General features: G+C 68.0%; 29 protein-coding genes. 3 read left to right on the top strand and 26 right to left on the bottom strand.

Annotation, left to right across the window (positions count from 1 at the left end; translation table 11 throughout):
- Positions 1-42 precede the first annotated feature (42 nt).
- From ACOGXI_RS03310 to ACOGXI_RS03245, 14 genes are read right to left on the bottom strand one after another with little or no spacing between them, the layout of a single operon-like run.
- Positions 43-1,410, bottom strand: a complete 1,368-nt coding sequence (locus tag ACOGXI_RS03310) for a phosphomannomutase/phosphoglucomutase (RefSeq protein WP_419937467.1) — start codon at positions 1,408-1,410, stop codon at positions 43-45.
- A complete protein-coding gene (locus ACOGXI_RS03305) occupies positions 1,410-2,936 on the bottom strand; it encodes an NADH-quinone oxidoreductase subunit N (protein WP_419937466.1) in 1,527 nt (508 codons plus the stop codon). The genes ACOGXI_RS03310 and ACOGXI_RS03305 overlap by 1 nt, the downstream gene beginning before the upstream one ends.
- A 1-nt stretch (position 2,937) precedes the next feature.
- Positions 2,938-4,488: a complex I subunit 4 family protein gene (locus ACOGXI_RS03300; RefSeq protein ID WP_419937465.1), complete on the bottom strand. Its 1,551-nt coding sequence runs from the start codon at positions 4,486-4,488 to the stop codon at positions 2,938-2,940.
- Positions 4,485-6,581 carry an NADH-quinone oxidoreductase subunit L gene (gene nuoL / locus ACOGXI_RS03295; protein ID WP_419937464.1) on the bottom strand — a complete coding sequence of 699 codons (2,097 nt, stop codon included), beginning with the start codon at positions 6,579-6,581 and terminating at the stop codon, positions 4,485-4,487. The genes ACOGXI_RS03300 and nuoL overlap by 4 nt, the downstream gene beginning before the upstream one ends.
- A complete protein-coding gene (nuoK, locus tag ACOGXI_RS03290) occupies positions 6,575-6,889 on the bottom strand; it encodes an NADH-quinone oxidoreductase subunit NuoK (RefSeq protein WP_419940146.1) in 315 nt (104 codons plus the stop codon). Before nuoK ends, nuoL begins: the two co-directional genes overlap by 7 nt.
- An 11-nt stretch (positions 6,890-6,900) precedes the next feature.
- Positions 6,901-7,428 (bottom strand): NADH-quinone oxidoreductase subunit J, encoded by a 528-nt coding sequence (locus tag ACOGXI_RS03285; RefSeq protein WP_419937463.1) that lies wholly within the window; start codon positions 7,426-7,428, stop codon positions 6,901-6,903.
- A 19-nt stretch (positions 7,429-7,447) separates the two neighbouring features.
- The gene (locus ACOGXI_RS03280) at positions 7,448-7,924 is read right to left on the bottom strand and encodes a NuoI/complex I 23 kDa subunit family protein (protein ID WP_419937462.1); all 477 of its coding nucleotides are present in this window, start codon (positions 7,922-7,924) and stop codon (positions 7,448-7,450) included.
- Positions 7,925-7,945: 21 nt separating this feature from the next.
- Entirely contained in the window at positions 7,946-9,205 is a 1,260-nt protein-coding gene (locus ACOGXI_RS03275; protein ID WP_419937461.1) for a complex I subunit 1/NuoH family protein, read from the bottom strand.
- Positions 9,202-10,815: a molybdopterin-dependent oxidoreductase gene (locus tag ACOGXI_RS03270; RefSeq protein ID WP_419937460.1), complete on the bottom strand. Its 1,614-nt coding sequence runs from the start codon at positions 10,813-10,815 to the stop codon at positions 9,202-9,204. The genes ACOGXI_RS03275 and ACOGXI_RS03270 overlap by 4 nt, the downstream gene beginning before the upstream one ends.
- A gap of 3 nt (positions 10,816-10,818) precedes the next feature.
- Positions 10,819-12,108: an NADH-quinone oxidoreductase subunit NuoF gene (gene nuoF, locus ACOGXI_RS03265; RefSeq protein WP_419937459.1), complete on the bottom strand. Its 1,290-nt coding sequence runs from the start codon at positions 12,106-12,108 to the stop codon at positions 10,819-10,821.
- Complete coding sequence (nuoE, locus tag ACOGXI_RS03260) at positions 12,105-12,701, bottom strand: NADH-quinone oxidoreductase subunit NuoE (protein WP_419937458.1); 597 nt, start codon at positions 12,699-12,701, stop codon at positions 12,105-12,107. Before nuoE ends, nuoF begins: the two co-directional genes overlap by 4 nt.
- Positions 12,698-14,587 carry an NADH dehydrogenase (quinone) subunit D gene (gene nuoD, locus ACOGXI_RS03255; protein WP_419937457.1) on the bottom strand — a complete coding sequence of 630 codons (1,890 nt, stop codon included), beginning with the start codon at positions 14,585-14,587 and terminating at the stop codon, positions 12,698-12,700. The genes nuoE and nuoD overlap by 4 nt, the downstream gene beginning before the upstream one ends.
- 16 nt (positions 14,588-14,603) lie before the next feature.
- The gene (locus tag ACOGXI_RS03250) at positions 14,604-15,305 is read right to left on the bottom strand and encodes an NADH-quinone oxidoreductase subunit B (RefSeq protein WP_419937456.1); all 702 of its coding nucleotides are present in this window, start codon (positions 15,303-15,305) and stop codon (positions 14,604-14,606) included.
- A 25-nt stretch (positions 15,306-15,330) separates the two neighbouring features.
- On the bottom strand, positions 15,331-15,687 hold the full coding sequence (locus tag ACOGXI_RS03245; RefSeq protein WP_419937455.1) for an NADH-quinone oxidoreductase subunit A: 357 nt from the start codon (positions 15,685-15,687) through the stop codon (positions 15,331-15,333).
- Between the two features lie 115 nt (positions 15,688-15,802).
- Between ACOGXI_RS03245 and ACOGXI_RS03240 the strand changes: the two genes are divergently transcribed.
- Positions 15,803-16,675 carry an alpha/beta fold hydrolase gene (locus ACOGXI_RS03240; protein ID WP_419937454.1) on the top strand — a complete coding sequence of 291 codons (873 nt, stop codon included), beginning with the start codon at positions 15,803-15,805 and terminating at the stop codon, positions 16,673-16,675.
- On the opposite strand, the gene dcd is transcribed toward ACOGXI_RS03240, so the two are convergent.
- From dcd to ACOGXI_RS03200, 8 genes are all read right to left on the bottom strand, one after another.
- On the bottom strand, positions 16,672-17,226 hold the full coding sequence (gene dcd, locus ACOGXI_RS03235; protein ID WP_419937453.1) for a dCTP deaminase: 555 nt from the start codon (positions 17,224-17,226) through the stop codon (positions 16,672-16,674). The two genes, ACOGXI_RS03240 and dcd, sit on opposite strands and share 4 nt — an antisense overlap.
- Before the next feature lie 93 nt (positions 17,227-17,319).
- Positions 17,320-17,649, bottom strand: a complete 330-nt coding sequence (locus tag ACOGXI_RS03230; RefSeq protein ID WP_419940145.1) for a DUF423 domain-containing protein — start codon at positions 17,647-17,649, stop codon at positions 17,320-17,322.
- A 56-nt stretch (positions 17,650-17,705) separates the two neighbouring features.
- Complete coding sequence (locus tag ACOGXI_RS03225) at positions 17,706-17,942, bottom strand: hypothetical protein (protein ID WP_419937452.1); 237 nt, start codon at positions 17,940-17,942, stop codon at positions 17,706-17,708.
- Positions 17,942-18,922, bottom strand: coding sequence for a GTP 3',8-cyclase MoaA (moaA, locus tag ACOGXI_RS03220; protein WP_419937451.1), 981 nt, complete (start codon positions 18,920-18,922; stop codon positions 17,942-17,944). The genes ACOGXI_RS03225 and moaA overlap by 1 nt, the downstream gene beginning before the upstream one ends.
- A gap of 108 nt (positions 18,923-19,030) precedes the next feature.
- Entirely contained in the window at positions 19,031-19,153 is a 123-nt protein-coding gene (locus ACOGXI_RS03215; protein WP_419937450.1) for a hypothetical protein, read from the bottom strand.
- A gap of 70 nt (positions 19,154-19,223) precedes the next feature.
- Positions 19,224-19,721 carry a molybdenum cofactor biosynthesis protein MoaE gene (locus ACOGXI_RS03210; protein WP_419937449.1) on the bottom strand — a complete coding sequence of 166 codons (498 nt, stop codon included), beginning with the start codon at positions 19,719-19,721 and terminating at the stop codon, positions 19,224-19,226.
- 4 nt (positions 19,722-19,725) lie between these two features.
- On the bottom strand, positions 19,726-19,980 hold the full coding sequence (locus ACOGXI_RS03205; RefSeq protein WP_419937448.1) for a MoaD/ThiS family protein: 255 nt from the start codon (positions 19,978-19,980) through the stop codon (positions 19,726-19,728).
- The gene (locus ACOGXI_RS03200; protein WP_419937447.1) at positions 19,977-20,252 is read right to left on the bottom strand and encodes a hypothetical protein; all 276 of its coding nucleotides are present in this window, start codon (positions 20,250-20,252) and stop codon (positions 19,977-19,979) included. Before ACOGXI_RS03200 ends, ACOGXI_RS03205 begins: the two co-directional genes overlap by 4 nt.
- A gap of 93 nt (positions 20,253-20,345) precedes the next feature.
- On the opposite strand from ACOGXI_RS03200, the gene ACOGXI_RS03195 reads away from it, so the two are divergent.
- Entirely contained in the window at positions 20,346-21,518 is a 1,173-nt protein-coding gene (locus ACOGXI_RS03195) for a pyridoxal phosphate-dependent aminotransferase (protein ID WP_419937446.1), read from the top strand.
- A gap of 24 nt (positions 21,519-21,542) precedes the next feature.
- Here ACOGXI_RS03195 and ACOGXI_RS03190 read toward each other — a convergent pair whose 3' ends face one another.
- The 3 genes from ACOGXI_RS03190 to carA form a co-directional block, all read right to left on the bottom strand.
- The gene (locus tag ACOGXI_RS03190; RefSeq protein WP_419937445.1) at positions 21,543-21,842 is read right to left on the bottom strand and encodes an HU family DNA-binding protein; all 300 of its coding nucleotides are present in this window, start codon (positions 21,840-21,842) and stop codon (positions 21,543-21,545) included.
- A gap of 64 nt (positions 21,843-21,906) precedes the next feature.
- A complete protein-coding gene (sppA, locus tag ACOGXI_RS03185) occupies positions 21,907-22,806 on the bottom strand; it encodes a signal peptide peptidase SppA (protein WP_419937444.1) in 900 nt (299 codons plus the stop codon).
- A 111-nt stretch (positions 22,807-22,917) separates the two neighbouring features.
- Positions 22,918-24,054, bottom strand: a complete 1,137-nt coding sequence (gene carA / locus ACOGXI_RS03180) for a glutamine-hydrolyzing carbamoyl-phosphate synthase small subunit (protein WP_419937443.1) — start codon at positions 24,052-24,054, stop codon at positions 22,918-22,920.
- A gap of 92 nt (positions 24,055-24,146) precedes the next feature.
- On the opposite strand from carA, the gene ACOGXI_RS03175 reads away from it, so the two are divergent.
- Positions 24,147-24,797, top strand: a complete 651-nt coding sequence (locus ACOGXI_RS03175; RefSeq protein WP_419937442.1) for a ribonuclease H family protein — start codon at positions 24,147-24,149, stop codon at positions 24,795-24,797.
- Between the two features lie 24 nt (positions 24,798-24,821).
- Here the strand turns inward: ACOGXI_RS03175 and secG are convergent, their stop codons facing one another.
- Positions 24,822-25,292: a preprotein translocase subunit SecG gene (secG, locus tag ACOGXI_RS03170; RefSeq protein ID WP_419937441.1), complete on the bottom strand. Its 471-nt coding sequence runs from the start codon at positions 25,290-25,292 to the stop codon at positions 24,822-24,824.
- Between the last annotated feature and the right edge of the window lie 38 nt (positions 25,293-25,330).

The raw sequence follows: 25,330 nt of genomic DNA, 5'->3' as shown, positions 1-25,330 counted from the left end.
TCGGGTCCCGCATGGGTGTGGCGGAGAGCTTGGAATCTCGCGTCAAACCGCCGGCAGGTCGACCCCTTGACCGGACAGGAACGTCCGAGCGACGTCCGCGATTTCCCGCATGCGCGCTTCCGTGTCCGCCTCGACGCGCGCCACGACGACCGGCTGCGTGTTGCTCGCCCGGATCAGCAACCACCCGCCGTCGAACAGGACGCGCGCGCCGTCGATGTCGATGACCTCGTAACGCTCCCGGAAGAAGCGCACGGCCTCCGCCACAAGGCCGAACTTCCGCTCCTCCGGACAGTCGAGGCGCAGTTCGGGCGTGGAGGGGTAGCCTGGTATCTCCGCCGCCAACTCGGAGAGAGGGCGCCCGGAGCGGGACACGAGACCCGCGAGACGAGCGGCCGCATAGATCGCATCATCCGTCCCGAAGAACCTGTCCGCAAAGCAGATATGGCCGCTCATCTCACCTGCTATGGGAGATCGCCCGGCCCGCATGCGCTCCTTGATGAGGGAGTGGCCCGTCTTCCACATGACGGGAACGCCTCCGTGGGCGCGAATGACGCGTGGCAGCGCCTGCGAACACTTCACATCGAACACGACCTCGGCCCCCGGCCGCTCCGCCAGCACCTCTCGCGCGAACAGGAGAAGCAGGTGGTCGCCGCGGATGATCTTCCCCTCCTCCGTCACCGCGCCGATCCGGTCCGCGTCCCCGTCGAGTCCGACGCCGAGATCCGCTCGGGTCCCGCGGACGCGCGCGATGAGGTCCTGTATGTTCTCGTCCACCGTCGGGTCCGGATGGTGGTTCGGGAAGGTCCCGTCCGACTCGCAGTAGAGGCCGTCCACGTCGATCCCGGCGGCGGTCAGGGCGCGCACGGCGACGACGCTCCCCACCCCGTTCCCGCAATCGAGCACCATGCGCACGTCGCCCTCGACCCGTCCGCGCGCGGCGATCTCCTCGACGTAGCGGTCGAGGATCTCCGCTTCCCGGATCGCTCCCCGGCCCGACGCGAAGGCCTCCGCCTCGATCCGGACTCGGAGGGCCCGGATCGCCGAGCCGTAGAGCGCCCCGCCGTCCCGCACCATCTTGATGCCGTTGTATTCGGGCGGATTGTGGGACCCCGTGATCTGAATCGCCGCGTCCGTCCCGAACTCGATGGCCGCAAAGTACAGGGTCGGCGTGGGGACGGTTCCGATCGTCGTCACGTCGACGCCGGCCGCGCACAGACCGCGGCACAACGCCGCCGAGAGCGCCGGAGACGAAGGTCGGTTGTCGTGTCCGACGACGACGCGCGGCGCCGGACGTTCGGCAAGCTCGGTCCCGAAGGCGCGCCCCACGAGTTCGGCCGCCGTCTCCGTCAGGTCGTCCCCGACGATCCCGCGAATGTCGTATTCGCGGAAGATTCCGGAGGGTATCGGCATTACGGGGCTGGCGGGTCCTCGGCCTGGACGACCATGCCCGGCGCGGGCGTTTCCGCGAGGGCATCGCGGGCCCGGTCGATGAGGCGTCCCGGGAAGAGGCCGCCGAGAAGGATCAGCGCCACGCAGATCCCGACCACGAGGTTGAACCCCGGTTTGGGAGACGGCGGCGCGTGGACATCCTCCGGGGCCGCCTCGAAATACATCTTCCACACCACGCGGAGGTAGTAGTAGTAGGCGACGAGGCTGGTCAGAACGAGCGTGACCGCCAGCGAAATCTCCCCCGCATCCACCGCGGCCCGAAGCAGGTACAGCTTGCCGACGAAGCCCGCCGTGGGCGGGAAGCCGGCCAGCGAGAGCAGGAAAACGAGGAGCGCGGCCCCGAGCATCGGACGCCGCCAACCCAGTCCCCGGTAGTCACGCACGCGCTGGTTCCGGTCGCCGCGCCCCGCCACGTGGAAGACGATGGCGAAGCTCCCCGCGGTCACCACGGTGTACGCCGCGAGGTAGAAGAGCGAGGCGGATCGCCCCAGTTCGGAGGCCGCGACGACGCCGACGAGGAGGTATCCGGCGTGGGCCACCGAGGAGTAGGCGAGCATCCGCTTCACATCCTGCTGCGACAGCGCAACCAGGTTGGGCACGATCATGGTCAGGATCGCCAGCCACCACACGGCGCCCCTCCACACTTCGGCCGCGCCCCCAAGATCCACGGTCAACACGCGCAGGAGGGCAATGAAGGCAGCCGCCTTGACTCCCGTCGCCATGAACGAGGTCACCGGCGTCGGGGCGCCGTCGTAGGCGTCCGGTGCCCACATATGGAAGGGCACGGCGGCGATCTTGAACGCGAAACCGATGAGCAGGAGGCCGATGCCGGCGACGAGGAGGAGATCCCCTCCGGCTGGCGCGGCCGCGATTCGCTCGGCGGCGGTGGCCAGGCGCGTCGTCCCGGTGGCGCCGTAGAGGAGCGCGATCCCGTACACGACGAAGGCGCTCGCGAAGGCGCCGACGATGAAATACTTGAGGCTCGCCTCGGAGGAGCGCGGGTTCTTCCGCACGTATCCGGTGAGGACGTAGACGGAGATCGACATCAGCTCGAGGCCGACGAAGAGCAGGATGAGGTCGCGCGCCGCGACGAGCACCATCATCCCGACGAGGGCGAGGAGAATCAGCGCATGGAACTCGGGGGAACGCATCCCCTCCCGGCTCAGGTAGTCGCGCGAGAGCGACACCACGAGCAGGGCCCCGCCGAGCAGGATCACGTCCGCCGCCACGCGGAAGCCGTCGAGCGCGATCATCGCGTCCGGCAGACCGGAGGCGTCCATGAGCCAGAGACTCGCGATGAGGGCGCCCGCGATCGAGTACAGCGTGACGAGGCAGTCGACGGACATCCGTCCCTGCTCGCCGGCGCCGCCTCCCGCCGCCGCGTCGCCGCCGCCCTCGCCCGGGTGCACGAAGGCGTCGCGCATGAGGATGAACATGGCCGCCAGGGACAGGATGACTTCCGGCAGGAGCGCGACCCAGTAACTCACGTCACTCCCCTCCCCCGGCTTCGGCGGACGCGGCGTCCGCCGGAGGCACGCTGGCCGACCGCACCTCCACGTGCTCGATGAGCGCTTCCACGGACGCGCGCGTCCGGTTCAAGAAGGGGCCCGGCCACACGCCGATGAGCAGGATCAGCGCGAGAAGCGGCGCGAGAATCAGGCGTTCCCGGCGGTTCACGTCGGTGAGCGTGCGGTTTTCTTCGCGATCGAGGCGGTTGAAGAGAATCCGCTGCACCATGGGCAGCATGTAGCAGGCCGCGAAGATCACGCCGGTCGTCGCGATCGCCGCGACCCACGGGTGCGTCCTGAACGTCCCCACGAGGATGAGAAACTCGCCGATGAAGCCGTTCGTCCCCGGAAGGCCGACGGAAGACAGCGCGACGACGACGAGCGCGAAGGCGAACACCGGCATCACTTTCGCGATGCCGCCGAAGTCCGCGATCTGCCGCGAGTGGCGCCGCTCGTACAGCATCCCGATGAGGAGGAAGAGCGCCCCGGTCGAAATCCCGTGGTTCACCATCTGGAGGATGCCGCCCTCGATGCCCTGCGTCGTGAGCCCGAACACGCCGAGCACGACGAAGCCGAGGTGGGCGACAGAGGTGTAGGCGATGAGCTTCTTCGCGTCCGGCTGGACGGCCGCCACCCAGGCCGCATAGAGGATCCCGATCAGTCCCAGCACGAGCATCGTGTTCACGACGAAGGGATCCGTGGCCGCGGCCGGGAAGAAGGGGAGCCCGAAACGCAGAAACCCGTACACGCCCATCTTGAGCAGCACCCCCGCCAGGATCACGGAGCCCGCCGTCGGGGCCTCCACGTGCGCGTCGGGCAGCCAGGTGTGGAACGGGAAAAGCGGCACCTTGATCGCGAACGCGAGCGCGAACCCCGCGAAGAGCCAGAGCTGCGCGCGCCGGGCGAGTTCGAGCGACACGAGATCCTCGTAGGCGAAGCTCCACGCCCCCGAGCCGTCCTGGAAGATCCAGGCGAGGGTCACGATCGCGACCAGCATCAGGAGCGAGCCCACCGCCGTGTAGAGGAAGAACTTCACGGCGGAATAGATCCGGCGCTCCCCGCCCCAGACACCGATGAGGAAGTACATCGGAATCAGCATGATCTCCCAGAACACGTAGAACAGGAAGAGATCGAGGGCGACGAAGACGCCGATCATCCCCGTCGTGAGGAAGAGGAGCATTGCGTAGAAGGCTCGCTGCCGCTGCCGGATGTAGGAGAACGAACCCGCCACCGCCAACGGCATCGTGAAGGTCGTGAGCAGGATCATGAGGATCGAGATCCCATCCACGCCCACCGCATAGGAGATTCCCCACGCCTCGACCCACGCGACGGAGACGAGGTTCTGGAATCCCGGCTCCGCCGTGTCGAAGGTCCAGAAGAGCGGCAGCGAGAGTGCGAACAGGACCAGCGTCGTCGCCAGGGCGACCGTCTTCGCGCGCGCCTCGGGCACGGCGAGACAGGCGGCTCCGCCGATGAGGGGAAGGACCACGAGCGCGGTCAGGATCCAGTGCCCGTCGTAGAAGGCCATCATGAGAGCACGCCGAGGACGAGGAGGGCCCCGAGCATGAAGGCGACGAGATAGGTCGTCACGCGGCCCGTCTGGAGTTGTCCCCCGGCCCATCCGAGGAGGCGGGCGGCCCGCCCCGCCCCGTTCACGGCGCCATCGATGAGGCCCGCATCCACGATCCGCCAGCAGGCGCGCCACAGCGCGAGCGAGGGGCGGACGATGGCGCGGTCGTACAGCTCATCCACGTACCATTTGTCGTGGAGGACGCGGGCGAAGCCGGTCGGCGCCACCGCCTCCGCCTCCGTCGGCACCGGCTTCGGCGACAGGACACGGACCGTCGCCGTGACGGCCGCGATCGCGATCGCGGCGGAGATCCCCGCCCACAGGGCCTCGCCGCCGCCGACGGGCGCGTGGTGCTCGGCAACGAAGCCGTGTGCCTCCTTGACGGCGATCGCGGGCTCGAACACGGGCTCGAGCCAGTGGTGCAGCCATTCGACGGCCGGCAGCAATGGCAGCGCCTCCGGGATGTTGGCCCAGCCTCCAACCACGGAAAGGGCGGCGAGCACGGCGAGCGGAGCCCACATCACGAGCGGCACCTCGTGCAGTTTCCGCCCGGCCTCGGACGCTCCGCCGTGCCCGAAGGTGCGGTTCTCCCCGTGGAAGGTCAGGACCATGAGGCGGGCCATGTACACCGCCGTGAGCAGCGCCGTGGCCAGCGCCACGCCCCACAGGATCGGATATCCGTACGCGCCCGCGTACCAGATGATCTCGTCCTTCGAGAAGAACCCGGCCAGCGGCGGCACGCCCGCGATCGCGAGCGTCGCGACCCACATGAAGACGAACGTACGGGGCATGAACTTCCTCAGTCCGCCGTGGTTCCGCATGTCGTTCGGATCGCCGTGGTCCCCGTCGCCGTGTCCGTCCTCTCCGTGCGCCCACGCATGATGCACCGCGTGGATCACGGCCCCCGCGCCGAGGAAGAGGAGCGCCTTGAAGAAGGCGTGCGTCATCAGGTGGAAGACGCCGGCCGTGAACGCGCCCACGCCGACAGCGAGGAACATGTAGCCGAGCTGCGAGATCGTGGAGTACGCGAGCACCTTCTTGATGTCGTACTGCCGGATCGCGATCGAGGCCGCGAACAGCGCCGTCCCCGCCCCGACCGCCGCCACCACCCCCTGGGACACGGGCGAGAGGGCGAACAGGACGCTCGTGCGCGCGATGAGATAGACCCCGGCCGTCACCATCGTCGCCGCGTGAATGAGCGCCGAAACCGGCGTCGGACCCGCCATGGCGTCGGGAAGCCAGGTGTGAAGGGGGATCTGGGCCGACTTCCCCGTGCAGCCGAGGAAGAGGAGGAGCGTGATGCCGGTGGCGAGAACGCCGCCGTACGCGAGCGTTCCCTCCGCCGCCTCCAGGACGGGAATGAAATCCAGCGTCCCGAAGGCCGTGAAGACCAGGAACATGGCGACGAGGAAGCCCGCGTCGCCGATCCGGTTCATGATGAACGCCTTCTTGCCCGCGTTCGCGTAGTCCCGGTTCTCGTACCAGAAGCCGATGAGCAGGTACGAGCAGAGCCCCACGCCCTCCCAGCCCACGAACATGAGCGGGAAGCTGGCCCCGAGGACGAGGACGAGCATGAAGAAGACGAAGAGGTTGAGATACGAGAAGTAGCGGGAATAGCCGGGATCGTCGCGCATGTAGCCGACGGAATAGATGTGGATCAGGCTCCCGACCCCGGTCACGATCATGCACATCAGCATCGAGAGCTGATCGAACTGGAGGTCGACCCCGATGCGGAGGTCCCCGGACACGATCCAGTTCCACAGGCGGACCACTTCCGCGCCATGCAGTTCCGCGCCGCTCATCGCGATGAAGTTGACGAGGACGACCGCGAAGCTCCCGAGCAGCGCCGCGGGTCCGACGATCGTCGGGATCCGCTTGTCGTCGCGCCACAGGAAGGCCCCGGCGCCGTTCACCGCCGCCCCGAGCAGCGGGAGGGCGAGGATGAGCCACGGGAGCACCGGATGGAACCCGGCTCCCGCGCCCTCCTGCCCCGCGAAGGCGCCCGCTCCGGACGCAAGCGCGCCCGCACCCGATACGGCGTCGAAACTCACCACTTCAGGAGCCGGAAGCGGTCGAGGTCCACGACTTCATAGTGCCGAAAGATCGCGATGATGATCGCGAGTCCCACGGCGGCCTCGGCCGCGGCGACGGCCATGACGAAGAAGACGAAGATCTGGCCCTCGATCCCGTGCATGCGCGAGAAGGCGACGAGCGACAGGTTCGCGGCGTTCAGCATCAACTCGATGCACATGAACACGATGATCGCGTTGCGCCGCAGCAGGACCCCGATCACACCGATCGAGAACAGGATCGCGCTCACGAAGAGGGCGATGAGTCCGTGCAGGCCGAGCGCGCTCGCCATGCCCGCCTCGCTCACGTCCGCTCCCTGCGGGCCAGCAGGATCGTCCCCACCATCGAGACCAGGAGAAGCACGCCCGTCACCTCGAGCACGATCGTGTACTCCTGGAAGAGCGGCCGGGCCACGACGCCGACGACCCCCTGTTCGGCCGCCGCTTCGCGCAGCGCGCTGCCCGCGACTTCGACGACGGGCCGCGCGTCCGTCCCACCGACGAAGAGCCGCGTGAGCACGCCGAGGAAGGCGATCGAGATCGAACCGCCGATGAGTCCCCCGACCGGTCCCTTCAGGTCGCGCCAGTCCGCGTGCCCCAGGTTCAGGAGCATGAGGACGAAGAGGAAGAGGACCATGATGGCCCCGCCGTACAGGATCACGTTGATGGCCGCGATGTAGTGCGCGTCCAGCATGAGGAACATGCCGGACGTGGCGAAGAACACGCCGACCAGGAAGATCACGGCGGACACGGGATTTCGGCGCGTGACCATGATCACCGCGCCCAGAATCGCGCTCGCGGCGAAAGCCTGGAAGAGAAAGTCCTGAATCATCTCGACATCGATCGCGTCATCACTGCGACGCCGGGTCCTGCGGATCCCACAGCGCCGTGACCTCGTGCTCCTGTTCGACCAGCCGCTCCAGGTCGTACACCCAGCGCTCGCGAGAGTACTCCGCGTTCTCGTAGTGCACGCCGAGGTGAATCGCCTCGACCGGACACACCTCCTGGCAGTAGCCGCAGAAGATGCAGCGGAACTCGTCGATCTCGTAGATCGCCGCGTAGCGCTCGCCGTTCTCGTCCTCCGCCGGCACCAGCTTGATGCAGTTCACGGGGCACACGGTCGGGCACAGGCCGCACGCGACGCACTTCGCCCGTCCATCCTCGTGCACCGCCATGCGGTGCGTTCCGCGCGTCCGCGGCGCGAGTTCCCATTTCTCGTCGGGATATTGCTGCGTCTTCTTGTTCGGGCTGAGGAGGTGTCGCATGGTGATCGACATCCCCTTCGCCGCCGCGCGCACGTATGAACTCTCGGCTCGCGGCCGCTCCACAACTTTCACGTCTCCAGGCATTTACCCTCCCCGGCCTTCCCCGGCGTCACCGCCGGTCGACCTCGCCCCCTTCGCCCCGCCGCGGATCAGCGTCCCCCGGTCCATGGCGAAGAAGAGGACCGCTGCGAGTGCAAGATTCACGAGAAAGAGAACGAACGCGTACCAACCGCCGGCCGGGATGCCGACCGCCTCGATTCCGAGGATGACGAAGGCGATGACGAGGATGTAGACCGTCACCGCTTCCAGCATGAACTTCCAGCCCAGATCCATGAGCTGGTCGTAGCGGAAGCGCGGCAGCGTCCACCGAATCCAGACGAAGACGAGCACGAGAAGCGCTGTCTTCAAGCCGAACGCGCCGAGCGTTAGCAGCGTCTTCCACCACGTCGGCTCCCCGATCACGGTCCCATCGGAGAGTACACGGATATTGTCCCCCTGCCAGAACGGGATGTCCCACCCGCCGAGGAAAAAGACCGTGACGAGCGCGGCGACCGTGATCACGTGCGCGAACTCGCCGATCATGAACATCGAGAACTTCATCGCCGAATACTCCGTGTGGTATCCGGTGATGAGTTCGGCCTCCGCTTCCGGAAGGTCGAAAGGCAGGCGGTTCGTCTCCGCGAGTCCCGACACGAAGAAGAAGAAGAGACCGACGAGGAGCGGAAACATGAACCAGGTCGCGTACGTCGCCGGCCCGGCCGTGAACGTCTGCTGCATGGAGACGATCTCGGGCGCGCGCACATCCCCGGTGAGGAGGATGAGGGGGACGAGGCTGAGCGCGAGCGCAACCTCGTAGCTCACCATCTGGGCGGAGCCGCGAAGCCCGCCGAGGAGCGAGTACTTCGAGCCGGAGGCCCAACCGCCCATCGCGACGCCGTACACGCCGATCGAACCGATCGCGAGCACGTAGAGGAAACCGATCGGCACGTCCGCCACGATCATCTCCACAAGTCCCCACGGCGTGGGCATGGGGGAAGCGAAGGGGATCACGGCGAAGAGGATCGTGGCCGGCAGGATCCCGAGGACGGGCGCGAGCAGAAAGAAGGGCCGGATCGCCTGCTCCGGCATCGTCTCTTCCTTCAGGAGATTCTTGAGCCCGTCGGCGATGACCTGGAGGAGTCCCCACGGGCCGACGCGGTTCGGGCCGCTCCGGTCCTGCATGAAGCCGCACACCTTGCGCTCGAAGATCGTGGCGAACATCACCGCGAGCATCAGCACCGAGAAGAAGACGAGGACCTTCCCCACGGTGGCGAGCACGAAGGCGCCGCCGGTGACCGGGTTCACGCGTCGGCCTCCGCGGAATCGGCGACGGCGACGGCTTCCGCGGCCGAGTCGGCGACCGGGGCGCCCTTGAGCCCGATCCCGTCCCACGTCAGGCCCGCAAAGGCCGGGATCTCCGCCGCCATCCGGTCGAGCGCGGTGCGCACATCGTTGATGGCCTCGCCGTCTCCCAGGCGGGCGAGCACGCGGCTCAGCACCATCCAGCCCGGGCGGGCCAGCCCCGGCGGCCTCAGCGCCTGGTGGAAGCGCTGCACACGGCCTTCGAAGTTCGTGAACGTGCCGTCCATCTCGGTGAACGTCGCGATCGGGAACACCGCATCCGCGTGCCGCGCCGCGCCGGGAAGCCGCGTGCCGAGGTAGAGGAAGAAGTCGGCCGCGCCGCCGAAGTCCTCATCGGCTCCATCGAGGGCGTCATCGAGCACGACCAGCGCTCCGCCCGCCGGGCCGTCGGGGAGACCGTCCACGCGATGGCCGCCGAAGAGTCCGGCGCCCGTCGCGTTCGCGGCGCGATCCGCCCTCAGCTTGAGCGTCGGCACCGTGGGCAGGGCGGCGGTCTCGCCCCGCGGGACCTGAAAAGCCGCGCCCGCGACCCCGAGCCGTTCGAGGAGCTTCCGGACATGGAACAGATTCTCGTTGGAGGCGTCCGGGGACACGATCGCGCTCCCGCCGGCTCCCTCGAGGCCGCCGATCTTCTCCGCCACCCAGTCGAGCGCCGTCGCCCAGTCGACGGGCCTCAGTTGCTCGCCGTCGCGGATGAGGGGGACCTCGGCTCGCACGCCGCGGTTCGTCATCACGAGGTGCTTGCGCCCGTAATCGCACATCCACCACGAGTTCACCGCCGCGTTGTGCCTCGGCTTCACGCGTACGATCTGGTTCTCCTTGGTGTCGATCGTGACGTTGCAGCCCGTCGGACACCCGGGACACACGCTCGCTGCCGCATCCATGTCCCAGGCCCGCGCCTTGAACACGAAGTCCTCGTGCACGAGCGCGCCGACCGGGCACACGTCGACGATGTTCCCCTGGAACGGGTTGTCGAGTTCGCGCCCGGGGAAGGTGTCGATGTACGCCTTGTCCCCGCGCTGCGCGACGATGAGCGAATCGTCCTCGGCGACATCGCGCATGAAGCGCACGCAGCGCGTGCAGATGACGCAGCGGTCCGCGAAGTAGAGGATGTCGTCGGAGATGCGGTCCCGCCCCATGATCCGCTTGGGCTCGTCGACCCGGCTCTCGAGCTGGTTGGTGACGTACGCGTAATCCTGAAGCATGCACTGCCCCGCGGCGTCGCAGATCGGGCAATCGAGCGGGTGGTTGACGAGGAGGAACTCGATGACCGACTGGCGGGCCGTGCGGGCAGTGTCGCTCGCCGTATTCACGACCATGTCATCGGTCGCCTGCAGCGTACACGAGGGCTCCAGCTTGGGGCGCCCCTCAACCTCCACGAGACACATGCGGCACTGCGCCGGCCGCGTGGGGATGCCCGGATGGTAGCAATAGCGGGGCACGACGACGCCCACGTGCTCCGCGGCCTCGATGACGCGGGTGCCGCTCGGGACCGTGACCTCGACCCCGTCGATCGTGAGCGTAACCGTCGCCTTCGCGCCGTTCTCAGCCATGCCTCAGCCCGCCGCGACCAGGGTCGGCTTCATCAGCGCCTCGTAGTCGGCGCGGAACTTGTCGAGCGAGGAGCGGAGCGGGAACACGACGCTGTCCGCCAGCACACAGATCGTGCGTCCCGTCATCTGCTCGCACAGCTCGTACAGCGTGTCGATGTCGCTCGGCCGCCCGTCCCCCGCCTCGATGCGCTGCAGGATGCGGACGACCCACGACGTGCCCTCGCGGCACTGCACGCACTGGCCGCACGACTCGTGCGCGTAGAACTGTGCGATCCGGCGCATGGCCGCGACGATGTCCGTGTCCTCGTCCATCACGATCGGCGAGGCGGTGCCGAGGGCGCTGCCCGCCTCCGCCAGCCCCTCGTACGTCGTCGCGCAGTCGAGTTCGTCTCCGCCGAGGAACGCCGTGGACGACCCGCCCGGGATCACGGCCTTGACCGGCTTGCCCGATGGGGTGCCGCCGCAGGCCTCGAAGATGATGTCGCTCAGCGGCAGGCCCAGCGGAAACTCGTAGTTGCCCGGGCGCACGAGGTGGCCCGAGCAGCTCCACAGCTTGGTCCCGGGCGACTCGTCGCTCCCCCACTGCCGGTACCAGTCCGCGCCGTGCTCCAGGATCATGGGGACCGCCGCGAGGGTCTCGACGTTGTTCACCGTCGTGGGCATCCCGAACGCCCCGGCCTGCGCCGGGAAGGGGGGCTTCGCCCAGGGCTCCGCGCGGTTCCCCATGAGCGAGTTCATGAGGCCCGTCTCCTCGCCGGCAATGTACGCCCCGGCGCCGGCGTGGATCGTCACATCGCACGACCACGACGAGCCGAGGATCCCATCCCCCGCGAGACCGTTCTCGTACGCCTCGACGACCGCGGCGTTGAGGACCTTCGTTTCCTCGAAGAACTCGCCCCGAACGTAGATGTAGGCGTGCTCCGCCCCGATGGCGCGCGAGGCGATCAGGCAGCCCTCGATGAGCAGGTGCGGCGTCCAGCGGATGACCTCCCGGTCCTTGAAGGCGCCAGGTTCGGATTCGTCCGCGTTGCAGCACAGGTAGTGCGGCTTGCCGTCGTCCTTCGGCATGAAGCTCCACTTGAGACCCGTCGGGAAGCCCGCCCCGCCCCGCCCGCGAAGGCCCGAGGCCTTGACGACCTCTGTGATCCGGGCGGGCGACATGTCGAGCGACTTCCGCAGCGCCTCGTAGCCGCCCAGCGCGCGCCAGCCGCCGAGCGTCCGCGCCCCGGCCTCACCCTGGTGCCGCGAGAGTCGGGTCGTCGTCTCGAGATTGCTCCGGTGAGGGAAGCTCATGCGCCACCCCCCGCGCCCGACCCCTCCGTCGCGGCGCCGTTGCGCGCCCCCCGCAGCTTCGCGACGATCTCGGGCACACGGCCCGGCGTCACCTCCTCGAGGTAGCGGTCGTTCACCTGAACGACCGTGGCAAACCCGCACGCGCCCAGGCATTCCGCCTCGATCACGGTGAACTCGCCATCCTCGGAGATCTCGCCCTCCCGCGTCCCCGTCTCGGCAAGGAAGCCGTGCAGCACCTCCTCGGCCCCGTTCAGATGGCAGGAGATGTTCGTGCACACCTGGACGAAGTGACGCCCGACCGGGTGCCTGTTGTACATCGTGTAGAAGGTCGCGATCGAGTGCACGTAGGCCGGCGTCAGATCCAGAGCCTCGGCGATTTCCACCATGTCCGCGGGTTCGACCCACCCCTTCACCGACTGCACGAATCCGAGCATGGGGAGGAGCGCCGCCTGCTTCGTCGGATAGCGGGAGAGGGCCGCTTCCAGCCGGTGCTTCCCTTCCTCCGTCTCGAAGATGGGTCCGTCGAAGGTCTCCCTCGCCGTCAGCTGGAACGGCTGCGCCCCGACGACCGCGGGATGGATGCGCCGGCTCATCGATCGATCTCTCCGAGCACGACATCGAGCGAGGCGTTGATCGCGACGACGTCCGCGACGAGTTCGCCCCTCACGAGTTCCGGGAGCGAGGCGATGTTGATGAACGACGGGCCGCGGAACCGGCAGCGGACGGGCTTCGTGCCGCCGTCGGAGATGACCCCGAACCCCAACTCGCCCTTCGAGCTTTCGATGGAGTACCACGTCTCGCCGGCGGGCACGCGGACGCCTTCCATCACGAGCTTGAAGTGCGAGATCATGGTGTCGATCGACCCCATCGCCTCGCCCTTGGGGGGCAGGACGATCCGGTAGTCGTCGATGTTGATCGGGCCGCCCGGAAGCCGGTCCAGCGCCTGTTCGATGATGCGGATGCTCTGCCGCATCTCCTCGAGCCGCACGAGATAACGGTCGTAGACGTCTCCCGCGGTGCCGACGGGCACGTCGAAGTCGTACTCCTCGTACCCGAGATAGGGACGCGCCTTCCGCACGTCGTACGCCACGCCGCTCGCGCGGAGCGTGGGTCCGGTGACGCCGTAGCTCACCGCCTTGTCCGCGGAGAGCACCCCGATGTCCATCGTGCGGCCCTGCCAGATCGCGTTGCGCGACAGGAGCCGCTCGACCTCGTCCAGCGTCTCCGGGAAGGTGGCCGCGAAGTCGCGCGCCGCCGCCGTCCAGCCCACGGGCAGATCCGCCATCATCCCGCCGACCCGGGTGACGGAGGTCGTGATCCGGCCCCCCGTGTACGCTTCGTGCAGGTTGTAGATCCGCTCGCGCTCCTGGAAGGTGTAGAGGAAGACGGAGAACGCGCCGATGTCGATCGCCGTCGTCCCGAGCCACAGGAGGTGGCCGAGGATGCGATTCATCTCGCCGAGGATGACGCGGACGACGCGGCAGCGCTCCGTGATCTCGACATCGAGGAGCGCTTCGACCGCCCCGGCGTAGCCGATGTTGTAGAGCATCGGCGCGAGGTAGTCCATGCGGTCCGTGTAGGGGACGCACTGATTCCACTCGCGGAACTCGCACGTTTTCTCGAAGCCCGTATGCAGATACCCGATATGGGGGACGCAGCGTATGACGCGCTCCCCGTCGAGCTGGAGTACGAGCCGGAGGACGCCGTGCGTGGCGGGGTGCTGCGGCCCCATGTTGATCAGGATGGGTGCGCCCTCGAGCGCGTCCTCGGGCTTCTCGTCCGGGCTCACGTCGCGGATCCCCCCCGCCGCCGCCTCGCCTTCCGCCGCGCGCTCCGACGGAGCCTGCACCTCTCCGTCCTCGGTGACGGCGTAGCCCGCCATCTCCAGTTCCTCGACCGCATAGATGTCGAGCAGGTCGCGAGAGAGCGCGCGGCTCACCTGCGTGGACCGGCTGAAGCGACCGCGCAGCGGGAAGTCCTTCCGGAGGGGGAAGCCCTCTTCGTAGTTCTCCGGCATGAGGATGCGGCGCAGGTCCGGGTGGCCGCGGAAGCTCACGCCGTACATGTCCCACACCTCGCGTTCCAGCCAGTCGGCCGCGAGCCACTGGTCGGTGACGCTGTCCAGCTCGAGGTCGTCCATCGGCACCTCGCACGCGATCCGGAGCTGGTGGCCGTGCGCCATGGACCAGAGCTGGTACCACACCTGGATCGGGGCTCCGATGCCGCCGTGCGCGCCCATGAGGTCCGCGAGCAGGTCGTACGCCTGGTCGGGGGTCTCGCGGAGGAATCGGAGCGCCTCGGCGTTGATGCCGGGGTCCATCCACACGACGGGATAGCCGAGCGCGTCGCTCTCCACCCGCCGCACGCCGTCGCCGAAGCGCTCGCGAAGGGCGCACACCGAGGGATGGCTCGCCGCGTCCCCGCCGAGGGGCGCGACCCGCACCATGCGCGGAGGCGCGGTCGTCGTCGCGGTCGTCAACGGCGCAGCGCCCCGGTCAATCCCGGTGTTCCAGGCGGCGTTCGCGCCGGTCGCGCGAACGGGCCAGGGCGGAGGTCGGGCCGAGCCCGCTCATGCGGTTCTGGTTCGTCGAGTTGCCGAAGGGCTGGGCGACGAGCTCGATCGTTTCGGGGGGCAGATTCGGGCGTCCAACCGCCTCCGGAGCCTCGTCCCGCGCGCGGGGATCCGCCAGCGACTCTCCCTTGATCTTCTCCTGGATCATGAGGAGTCCGTAGATGAGACCTTCCGGCCGGGGCGGACACCCCGGGACGTAGACATCGACCGGCACGATCGTGTCGATCCCCTGGACGATCGTGTAGTTGTCGAACATCCCGCCGGAACTCGCGCACGCGCCCATGGACACGCACCACTTGGGCTGCGGCATCTGATCCCAGACCCGACGCAGAACCGGGGCCAGCTTGTAGGTCACCCGGCCGGCGACGATCATCAGGTCCGCTTGCCTGGGGCTGAAAGACATGCGCTCCATTCCGAAGCGGCCGATGTCGTACTTGGTCGCGGCGGAAGCCATCATCTCGATCGCGCAGCAGGCGGTCCCGAACGGCATGGGCCACAGCGAGTTGCGGCGCGCCCAGTTGATCACGTAGTCGAGCTTCGTCGTCATCCAGTTGTGCGGGATGCCGGTGTCGATCCGACCCTGGTCGGGGTGTGCGCCGGGGGGCAGCGTGTCGAGCGGTTTCATCGCGCCTCTCCACTCGGTCTCGATATCAGTCCCATTCGAGGGCCCCCTTCTTCCACGCGTACACGAGTCCGACGCCGAGCACGGCCAGAAACGCCGTGATCTCCACGAACCCGACCATCCCCAACTCCCGGAAGATCGCGGCCCACGGAATGAGAAAGAGCGTCTCAATGTCGAGGACGATGAAGAGCATCGCCACGATGTAGAAGTTGACCGAGAAACGCTCCCGCGTCGTCCCGAGCGGGGGAATCCCCGACTCGTACGGGCTCGCCTTCACCGGGGTCGGTCGACGGGAGCCCACGAGGTGCGACACGCCCATCATCGCGGCCGCGTTCAGCACGCCGACCAACGCGAGGATCAGGATGCCGAGATATGGGTCGAGCAAAGGGGTTCGCTCCTCTCGTGCGAGCTTGTGAATTTCTTCACTTTCCCGCGCCGCGAAGGTATCGCGGAGGGGTACCACCGGCAAGCGAGTTACGGTTGCGATGCAGGGGGAGCGAGTGAGTCGAAAGCCGGCTGTCATGCACAACGTCGCGATCCGCGACGGCACGGCGCGTGTTGCAGTTCTGGGCCGGGGACGCCCCGCCCTCTTCCTGCACGGGATCAGTGCCCACGGTCGCGCATGGCGGCCGGTTGCCGAACTCTTCGTCGAAGCGCATCCGGGCTGGGAATGCTGGCTCCCCGACCTGCCGGGGCGGGGCGCATCGGACGCGCGACCGGGACTCTCGTACACGCTGGACGACGAGGTGCGCCGACTTCGCGAGCTCGTACGGGCGCTGGCGCCGGATGGTCCCCGCCCGCGACTCGTCGCCGGGCACTCCCAGGGCGCCGCGATCGCGCTCGCACTCGCGCTGGCGGAACGGTCCATCTCCGGACTCCTCCTCTCGAACCCGGTCACGCCGGAGATCCGGAGCCCGACCGTTCTGCGGCTGTTGCGGTCGTCCACGGTGCGGGCGGCGATCGGGAGCCTCCTGGCGCCGCTTCACGCGCCGCTGGGCCATCTGGTCCTCCGGCGGGCGTGCGGTCCTGCCTTCCGGGCCCCTCCGGATCTCGTAGCCGCCTACGCCCGGCCCTGGGGGAGCCCACGCCAGGCCCGGACGCTCCTGCGCATCCTCTGCGACTGGCGCCCTTCCGAGTTGGAGGACCGCATGCCCCGCCGCTCGGTCGCCGCGCACGTGACCGCGGGCGCGCATGACCCGAGGATACCCGTCGCCGCGGCGCGGCGTCTCGCCGCACGACTCGAATGTGGATTCACGCTGTCCAGGGACGGCGGCCACGTGCTGACCGAGCAGCATCCGCGGCTCCTGGCCCGCCTCCTGGGTGAGCTCGCCGCCCGCTTGCCCCCCGGCCAGGGGCCTGCCACGAAAGGCTAGAGCTTGGGGGGCGTAACTCCGGTCTGACCCTGGTACTTGCCGGCCTTGTCCGCGTAGCTGACCTCGCAGACCTCGTCCGACTCGAAGAAGAGGACCTGCGCGATCCCCTCGTTCGCGTACACGCGGGCGGGCAGCGGCGTGGTATTCGAGATCTCGAGCGTCACATGTCCCTCCCACTCCGGTTCGAAGGGCGTGACGTTCACGATGAGACCGCAGCGCGCGTACGTGCTCTTCCCCACGCAGATCGTGAGGATGCTCCGCGGAATCCGGAAATACTCGATCGATCGCGCGAGCGCGAAGGAGTTCGGCGGGATGATGCAGACCTCGCCCGAGTATTCGAGGAAGGAGCGTTCGTCGAACTGTTTGGGGTCGACGACCGGGAAGAGCGCGTTGTGGAAGATCCGGAATTCGTCGGCGACCCGCATGTCGTAGCCGTAGCTGCTGACGCCATACGAAATGACGCCGTCGCGGACCTGGCGGTCGGCGAAGGGTTCGATCATCCCCTGCCCGCGTGCCATGCGCCGGATCCAGCCGTCGCTCTTGATCGCCAATCGGACCTCTCGGTTTCGGGGGACGGCCGCTCGCGAGCCAGCTCCTACCGTTCTACAGCGTGAACCTATGTGGGCGTCAAGTACACGGCCGGGTCAGGTTCGGGTGAGAGCGATCCAGCCGGCCCAGAGCCATCCGGCGATGAGTGCGCCCCCCCCGATCGGCGTGATCGCGCCGAGCCAGCCGATGCCGGAGAGGGAGAGGGCGTAGAGCGTACCGCTGAACACCGCGACGCCACACAGCATCAGCAGCCCGGGCCACCTCCATGCCGCATCCGGCCAGCGCGCCGCCGCAAGGCCGAGGAGGATGAGCCCGAGGGCGTGCAGCATGTGGTATCGAGCCGCCGTGTCGAAGATCGCGAGGGCATCCGCCGAAACGCGACCTTCGAGCGAGTGGGCGCCGAAGGCTCCGGCGGCGACCCCCAGGCCCGCGAGCAGAAACCCGGCCGCGAGCAGCCCGCGGTGCGGCGAATCTCTGCCGATCAGTCGAAAATCGACCCGGCGCCGGCCCTGCGCGCGGCTTCGCTTGCGACGACCTCCATCACCCGATCCCAGCGCTCCGGGCCGATCTCGGTCAGCGTCGCCTCCAGAATCGCCGCCAGTTCCCGGCCTTCCTCGCGCCGCATGGGCGCGCCGCCGTCTTCCAGTTCCAGCCGCTTGCGCAGGTCCGTCGCGCGTTCGAGCAGATCCCTGTGCCGGAGTCGTTCCTCGTAGCTCATCAGCCCCCCACCTGGCTCAGCGCCGCGAGCCCGCCGCTCCCGGCCGCCGTCCCCAGCTCCAGATAATGGCGCTTCGGCTTACCGGCGAGCGCCTCCGCCACCGCACCGTCGATACTGCCCATCTCACGCAGCGGGCCCTTCAGATCGACCTCGTGGTCGCCGAACAGGCACGTCCGCAGCTTCCCATCGGCGGTCAGCCGCATACGGTTGCAGCGTTCGCAGTAGTTGTGGGAGAGGGGCGTGATCGCACCCACCGTCCCGGCGCCGCCCGGAAAGCGATAGTACACGGCGGGCCCGTTCCCCCGCGGCCCCGGGTCCGGCACAAGATCCTCGATCGCGCGAATCTTCTCGAGCACTTCGTCCGCCGAGATGAAACGGTCGGTGAGATGAAGGTTCTGTCCCACCGGCATCACTTCGATGAAGCGCACATGCCACGGCCGCTCTCGCGTGATCTCCGCAAAGTCCACGACCTCATGGTCGTTGAGGCCCCGCATGATGACGCAGTTGATCTTGATCGGAGCGAAACCCGCCTCTTCCGCGGCGCGGAGACCCACCATCGTTTCATCGAAGCGCCGCGCCGGGCGCCGGGCGATCTCCTCGAAGCGGTCGCGGTCGAGCGTGTCGAGGCTGACGTTCACGCGCGCGACGCCCGCTTCCCTGAGGGCCGTCGCGAAACGGGGCAGCAGGATCGCGTTCGTGGAGAGGGAGATGTCGTCGATGCCCGGCACCGCGGAGATCATGCGCACGAGGTCCGGAAGATCCTTGCGAACGAGCGGTTCTCCGCCCGTGATGCGGACGCGCTCCAGTCCGAGATCGGCCATCTGGCCTACGATCTCGGCGATCTCCTCGTACGCGAGCATCTCCGGCTTGGGGATCCAGGCCAGTCCCTCCTCCGGCATGCAGTACGTGCACCGAAGGTTGCACCGATCCGTGACCGAGATCCGGAGATACCGGATACGGCGGCCGAACTGATCTCTCATGGCACCGGTAGTGAGGGTTGGGAGGAGCCTCGCCGCCCTCCAGCCGAGAGCGGCGAGTGGCGGGACTCCGCGCCACGTTCCAGCAGCGCGGAGCCCCGCTACGGACCGCTAGCTGATAGCGGAGACGTTCTCCTGCATCATCATGTTGTCGTCGTCATCGCCACAGTCTCCGGCGAAAGAGACCGTCGCGATCATGGCAACGACCAGCAGGTTGCGGACCATCTTGAACATGGCGTCCTCCTCGATTTGGGCGCCTGTGCCCGAAGGCCGGTTGCCTCCGGCGCCATCAGGCGGCCCTTGATCAGACCTTCTTCTGCCGTGACCCCCCGGGCAGGGCTTCCGCCCCCTGCATCGGGGCTCCCACCCAGTGCGACTCACCATCCTCGTAGTGTTCATGCTTCCAGATCGGCAGTCTGACCTTGATCGTTTCGATAATCCAGCGCGACGCCCGGTACCCATCGTCGCGGTGTTCCGACGTGACCGCGATCGCCACGCTCACCTCTCCCAGCGCGAGTTCTCCCACGCGATGGGCCGCGGCGACGGAGCCCACCGCGAACTTCTCCAGCGCCTCGTGGCATATGGCCGACAGTTCCCGCTCCGCCATCTCGCCGTACGCCTCGTAGGAAAGACGCGACACCGCACGGCCGCGGTTCGTGCCGCGGACCCGCCCCTGAAAAAAGAGCAGCGCGCCGTCCGCCACGGACCCGATGTCTCCGACAATATCCTCGAACAGAGCAAAATCGTCCAGACTCTCGCCCGTGATCCATGCCCGGACGCGGTCACGCGACCCCTGTGACATCGGCTCAGCCGCCCGCCACGGGAGGGATGAGGGCGACCTCGTCCCCATCCGAGAGGGTCGTGCCGGAGTCCGCGTAATTCTGATTGACGGCGACGACGACCCGATCCGGCAGCCAGTCCAGGCCCCCCGGCCCGCGCAGGGCATCGACGAGGTCCGCCACGGTGCTGTCCGCCGCGAGTTCCGCCGAGCCCTCTCTTCGTGCGGCAAGTTCGCCATACACGCCGAAAAAGAGGGTGCGAACCGAAATCCGATCCATCATGGGCGCGCGTTCGCCAGCGCGAGGTGGGCGAGGAGCCGCGGCACGATTCCCTCTTCGCGCAGCGTCGTCACCCGGACCCGCGTCCCGTCATGCCCCTCGGGATCCGGGAAAGCCGCAACCGCGAGGTTGCCCCTGAAGGTGCAGAACGCGATGTGCGTATCGCTCTCGGTATCGACCCAGGCGTCAACCATCCGGTCGTCTCCGAGGAAGAACTCTCGCGTGGCGGCCAACACGGCCGCCGGGGCCAACGCGCTTGCCGTCTCTGTCGTCATGGACTCTCCCCGCGTACCATCAGCAGCCGTAAGATAGGGGTGCGGCAGCCCTCTCTCAAATCCGACCAACCCCTTCGACAAGAGTGCCCGCCCGTGCCCCCTACGCAGTTTTCCCCGAACGTCGCCCGGCTCGAAGCCTCGGCCACGCTGGTGCTCGCCGCCCGCGCCCGGAAACTGAGGGCGGCGGGGGTTCCGGTCGTGGACCTCTCGGCCGGCGAGCCGCAGTATCCCGCACCGGCGTTCGCGGCACGCGCCGGCATTCGGGCGGTCGAAGAGGGGAAGACGGGATATCCTCCGACGTCAGGGCTTCCCGAACTGCGCGAGGCGATCGGGCGCTACCTGCGCGAGACGACGGCCGCGGAGACGGTGAGTCCGGACTCCGTGATCGTGAGCGCGGGCGTGAAGCAGTCGCTGTTCAACTGCTGCTACTCCCTGTTCGGCGCCGGCGAGGAAGTGTTGGTGCCTTCCCCCTACTGGCCGAGCTATACGACGATCGTCCGACTCGCGGGGGCGGAGCCGGTCATCGTGGAGACGACGTGGGACGGGGGGTTCGCGCCGACCGTCGAGGATCTCGAGGCTGCCCGCACGCGGCGGACCCGAGGGCTCATGCTCAACAGTCCCGGAAACCCGACCGGGGCCGTCATCCCGACCGATCTGCTGCGCGGGATCATGGCGTGGGCGGACCGACACGGGCTCTGGGTACTGTCCGACGAGATCTACCGCCGGCTCGCCTACGCGGCCCCCGCGCCGTCCGTATTCGACATCGCGGAGCGCGGGGAGAGAACGATCCTGCTCGACGGCGTCTCGAAGGCGTTCTGCATGCCGGGGTTCCGAATCGGGTATGCCGTGGGGCCGCCGGACGTCGTCCGCAAGATGGCCGATCTGCAGGGACAGACCACGTCCGGGGCCGTCGGCCCCTCCCAGCACGCCGCCGCGGCCGTGCTCGGCGAGAGCGCTCCCCGCGAGGCGTTCGTCACGGATCTCCTGTCCAGGCTCTCGGAACTCCGGGAACTGGGGCTCTCGAGGTTCGCGAAGATCGACGGGATCGAGGCGTTCCAGCCGGACGGCGCCCTGTATTTCTACGGACGGCTCACCGACCGCGGCGCTACATCGCTCGACGTCGCCGAGCGGCTGCTCGCCGATGCCCAGGTGGCATGCATGCCCGGCGAGCCGTTCGGCTCTCCGGGGCACCTGCGCTTCAACTTCGCCGTGGAACGCGAAGTCCTGGAAGAGGGACTGGAACGGATCGCCGACTTCTTCGGCTGACCGCCCCCCCCTGGTGCGGGCGGTTCAGCTCCGGTCCTCCAGGCTCGCCGCCACCTCGTCGCGCAGCAGGCGCGAGGGCTTGAAGACGGGCACTTTCCTCTGCGGGACGCGAACGGGATCGCCCGTGCGCGGATTGCGCGCCATGCGGGTCCGGCGCTCCCGTACCTTGAACGTCCCGAAGCCGCGAATCTCGATGTGATTGCCTTGCACAACGGCTCCCTTGACCGCGTTCAGAAACGCGTTGACCACCGCGGCACAGTCCCTCTTCGTCACGCCGGGGCCGATGGCCTCGTGGACCTGTTCGATGAGATCCGCCTTCGTCATCTCCCTCTCCTCCGAGCGTTGTGCAACCCTGTGTATTTGGCGTTTTGCTCCGGGATGGGAGCACCTATCTGAGTTCAAAGAGGAGTCTCGGCGCCCCCGGGCGCAGCGGCGCCACCGATCCGATCCACGTCCGTGCATCGCCGATGCTCAGCCCGCCGAGCAGATCGAACAGTCCGATGGTCGGTTCGCGCGGCCGCACGATCGCCGGGTCCGTTCCCAGGCCCGCCATCCGACCGGCGAGTGCGATGGTCTCCGTCAGGGTCATGAGGCCGTCGACGAGTCCGAGTTCGTTCGCCTGCCGGCCCGTAAAGATCCGGCCGTCCGCCAGCCCGAGGACGGTCTCCCGGTCCAGGCTCCGGTTTTCGGACACCACCTCGACGAACTGCTCGTGTACGTCGCGCACGATTTCCTCGAGGATCTCGCGGTCCTCGGGAGAAAGGGCGCGCGCGAGGCCACCCAGATCCTTGTGCGCGCCGCTTGTCACGACCTCCCAGCCGACGCCGACTTTGCGGAACAACTCCTCCGCGTTGGGGAATTCCATGATGACGCCGATGGATCCGGTCATCGTGCCGGGCAGCGCGTACACGCTGTCGGCCCCGACTGCGGCGTAGTACCCCCCCGAGGCTCCCACATCGCCCATCCAGGCGAGGACGGGCCGGTCGTCGTCGTCCCGCAGATCGCGAATGGCTTCGAAGATGCTCTGCGAGGCCCCCACGGTACCTCCCGGAGACTCGATCTCGATCACGAAAGCGCGCACGCTGGGGTCTTCGCGAAAACCGTTGAGCGCCTTCGTGAACCCTGCTTCGTCCGCGATCACGCCCCGCAGAGGGACGACCGCGACCCGTCCCCCGGCGAGAAACGACGTATTCCCCACCGTCCACCAGATCGACAGGATCGCGCCCACGCCGAAGAGGCCGAACAGCGCCAGGAGGGCGATCACCGTGTTTCGCTTGTCGTGGGTCACGTCACGCGACGGTCCGTGAAAGTGGGTCTGTGGATCCTTGGGGGATGCCCGTCGCAACCTAGACAACATATCGTCAACGTTCAACGCGTAGTGCCGACGCGCAGCGCAGAGTCAACCCGAGGCGGGGCTTCCGCAATTCCGCATCGTCTCGACGAAGCGGTTGAACAGGTATCGGCTGTCGTGAGGTCCCGGAGCCGATTCGGGGTGGTACTGTACCGCGAACACCGGCCGCTCCTGGTGGACCAACCCTTCCACGGTGCCGTCATTCAGATTTCGGTGCGTGACCTCGAGCTCGTCTCCACCCTGGATCCGCCCCTCTCGTTCCAGCACTGCGAAACCGTGATTCTGCGAGGTGATCTCCACGGCGCCCGTGGCATGGTTGAGCACGGGGTGATTCCCGCCCCGGTGCCCATAGGGCAGCTTGTAGTTCGTGCCCCCGAAGGCCCGCGCGATGAGCTGATGTCCGAGGCAGATGCCGAACAGCGGGACCCCCGCGTCGCTGAGCGCGCGGATGCGCTCGACCGCGCCCGGCACCGCCTCCGGATCGCCCGGTCCGTTCGAGACGAAGACGCCGTCCGGACTGGCGGACAGCATCGTTTCGGCGTCCGTGTCGCACGGGACGACGCGCACGCGGTATCCCTCGCGGCGGAAGAGATCGAGGCTGCGCGTCTTGACTCCATAGTCCAGGCAAAGCACGAGGCCGCGTTCGGTCGACCCGTCGAGGGGATCGAGTTCGTACGGGTCGGGCGTCGAGACGGCCGTCGCGAGGTCGCGACCGGACATCGCCGGCTCGGCGGCCAGACGCTCCGCGGCCCGCTCCGGCGCCACCCCATCGTGCGCCACGACCGCACGCATCGCGCCCGCATCGCGGATATGGCGCGTCAACGCCCGCGTGTCCGCGCCGATCAAGGTCGGAATCCCGTGCAAGGCGAGGTACTCGGGCAGCGTGGAATCCGCCGGCCCGGACCCGATCTCGTGCGAAAGGTGCCTCACGACGAAGCCCGCGACCCAGGGCCGCCGCGATTGAACGTCGGGATCGCGAATGCCGTAGACGCCCTGCATGGGCGCGGTCATGACGACGATCTGCGCGGCGAATGAAGGATCCGTGAGCACTTCGTGGTATCCCGTCATCACCGTCGTGAAGACGGCTTCGCCGGCGGTCTCGGTCTCGGGGCCCACATAGGCGCCGTCGAATCGGCGGCCGTCTTCGAGCAGGAGGTATCCGGGGCGTGCTTGCGTCTCGCTCACGGGGCGCGTCCAATGTGGCGGTTGAAGGTGCGGGGACCCGGGCATCGGCTCGCGGCCCGCGCACCTCGCGAACCCAAGCTTCGGGAGGCGCGTTGACCACCGACTCCGGACCCGGGCGGGAGAGCGGGACCGATGCTCCGCTCGTTCATATCTTCGCCGACGAGTCCTGCCTCGGCAACCAGTTCGAGAATCGCAGGAATCCGGGGGCCGCCGCCGGCCTCATCGAACGATTCGATGAGCGGCGCGGCTGGTACCGGCGGGACTTCGCCCACTTCGATCCGGATACGACGAACAACCGGATGGCGATCACCTCCGGCATCGTCGGGCTCGGCGCCCTGCGGCAGGCGTGTCGCGTCGTCTTCACGAGCGACAGCCAATATCTCATCCGCGGAATGAAGGAGTGGGTACACGGCTGGGCCCGCCGCGGCTGGCGCCGGAAGGGCGGGCCGATCGAAAACCTCGAGCTGTGGCGGGAACTCGTCCGGATCGCCGCGCGCCATCGCGTCGAGTGGCGCTGGACTCGGGGACACGCCGGAGACGTGAAGAACACCTACGCCGACCACCTTGCGGTGACGGCGGCGCGAGATCGATGCGGCACCGATGGACTCGTCCCGTCCGGGTTCGAGCGGTGGCTCGCGGAGGCGCAGGAGAGGGAGCGGTACGTCGAGTTTCCGGATCTGCCGAGCGACGCGTTCGCGGAGGACCCTCGACCTCCCGCCCCGGGCATGGCCGACAGAGACTGACGACCCGTCCCCGCCGCTGGCGGGTTACTGGCCGGGGTTCCCGCTTCCGGAATCGGGATTCCCGTCGTCGCCTTCCGTCCCTTCCGAACCCGCGGCGCCCTCCTCCGACCCGGGCGTGGCGCCTTCGTCGGACGGGGCGCCTTCTTCGAGACCTCCTTCGAGGTCGGGCGAAAGCTCCAGCAGAGAAGCCGGCGCTTCAGGGAGACTCTGCTGACCGGGAAGTCCCTGACGCAGGATCGACTCGGGCGCTGCATCCGGACGGGCCGAGAGGACGGTCAGCACGAGCGCGAGGAGGAGGAAACTCCCCCCGCCGTACCAACTCATTTTCGTCAACGCGTTGGCCGCCTGCCGACCGCCCATGAAGGAGTCCGTGGAGGACGAGGCTCCGCCGAAGGAGGCGGCGAGCCCGCCGCCCTTGCCGGACTGGATGAGGATCATCACGCACAGCACGAGCGCGATCAGCGAAATCAATACGATCAGGAACGTGAACATCATCTACCCGCTATGGTTGGATCAGTCGCTCAAACTAGAGT

Source organism: Candidatus Palauibacter sp. (assembly GCF_965208055.1).
Taxonomy (GTDB): Bacteria; Gemmatimonadota; Gemmatimonadetes; order Palauibacterales; family Palauibacteraceae; genus Palauibacter.
Note: the sequence above shows the minus strand (reverse complement) of the source record. Positions and strands in the feature narration are given on the sequence as shown.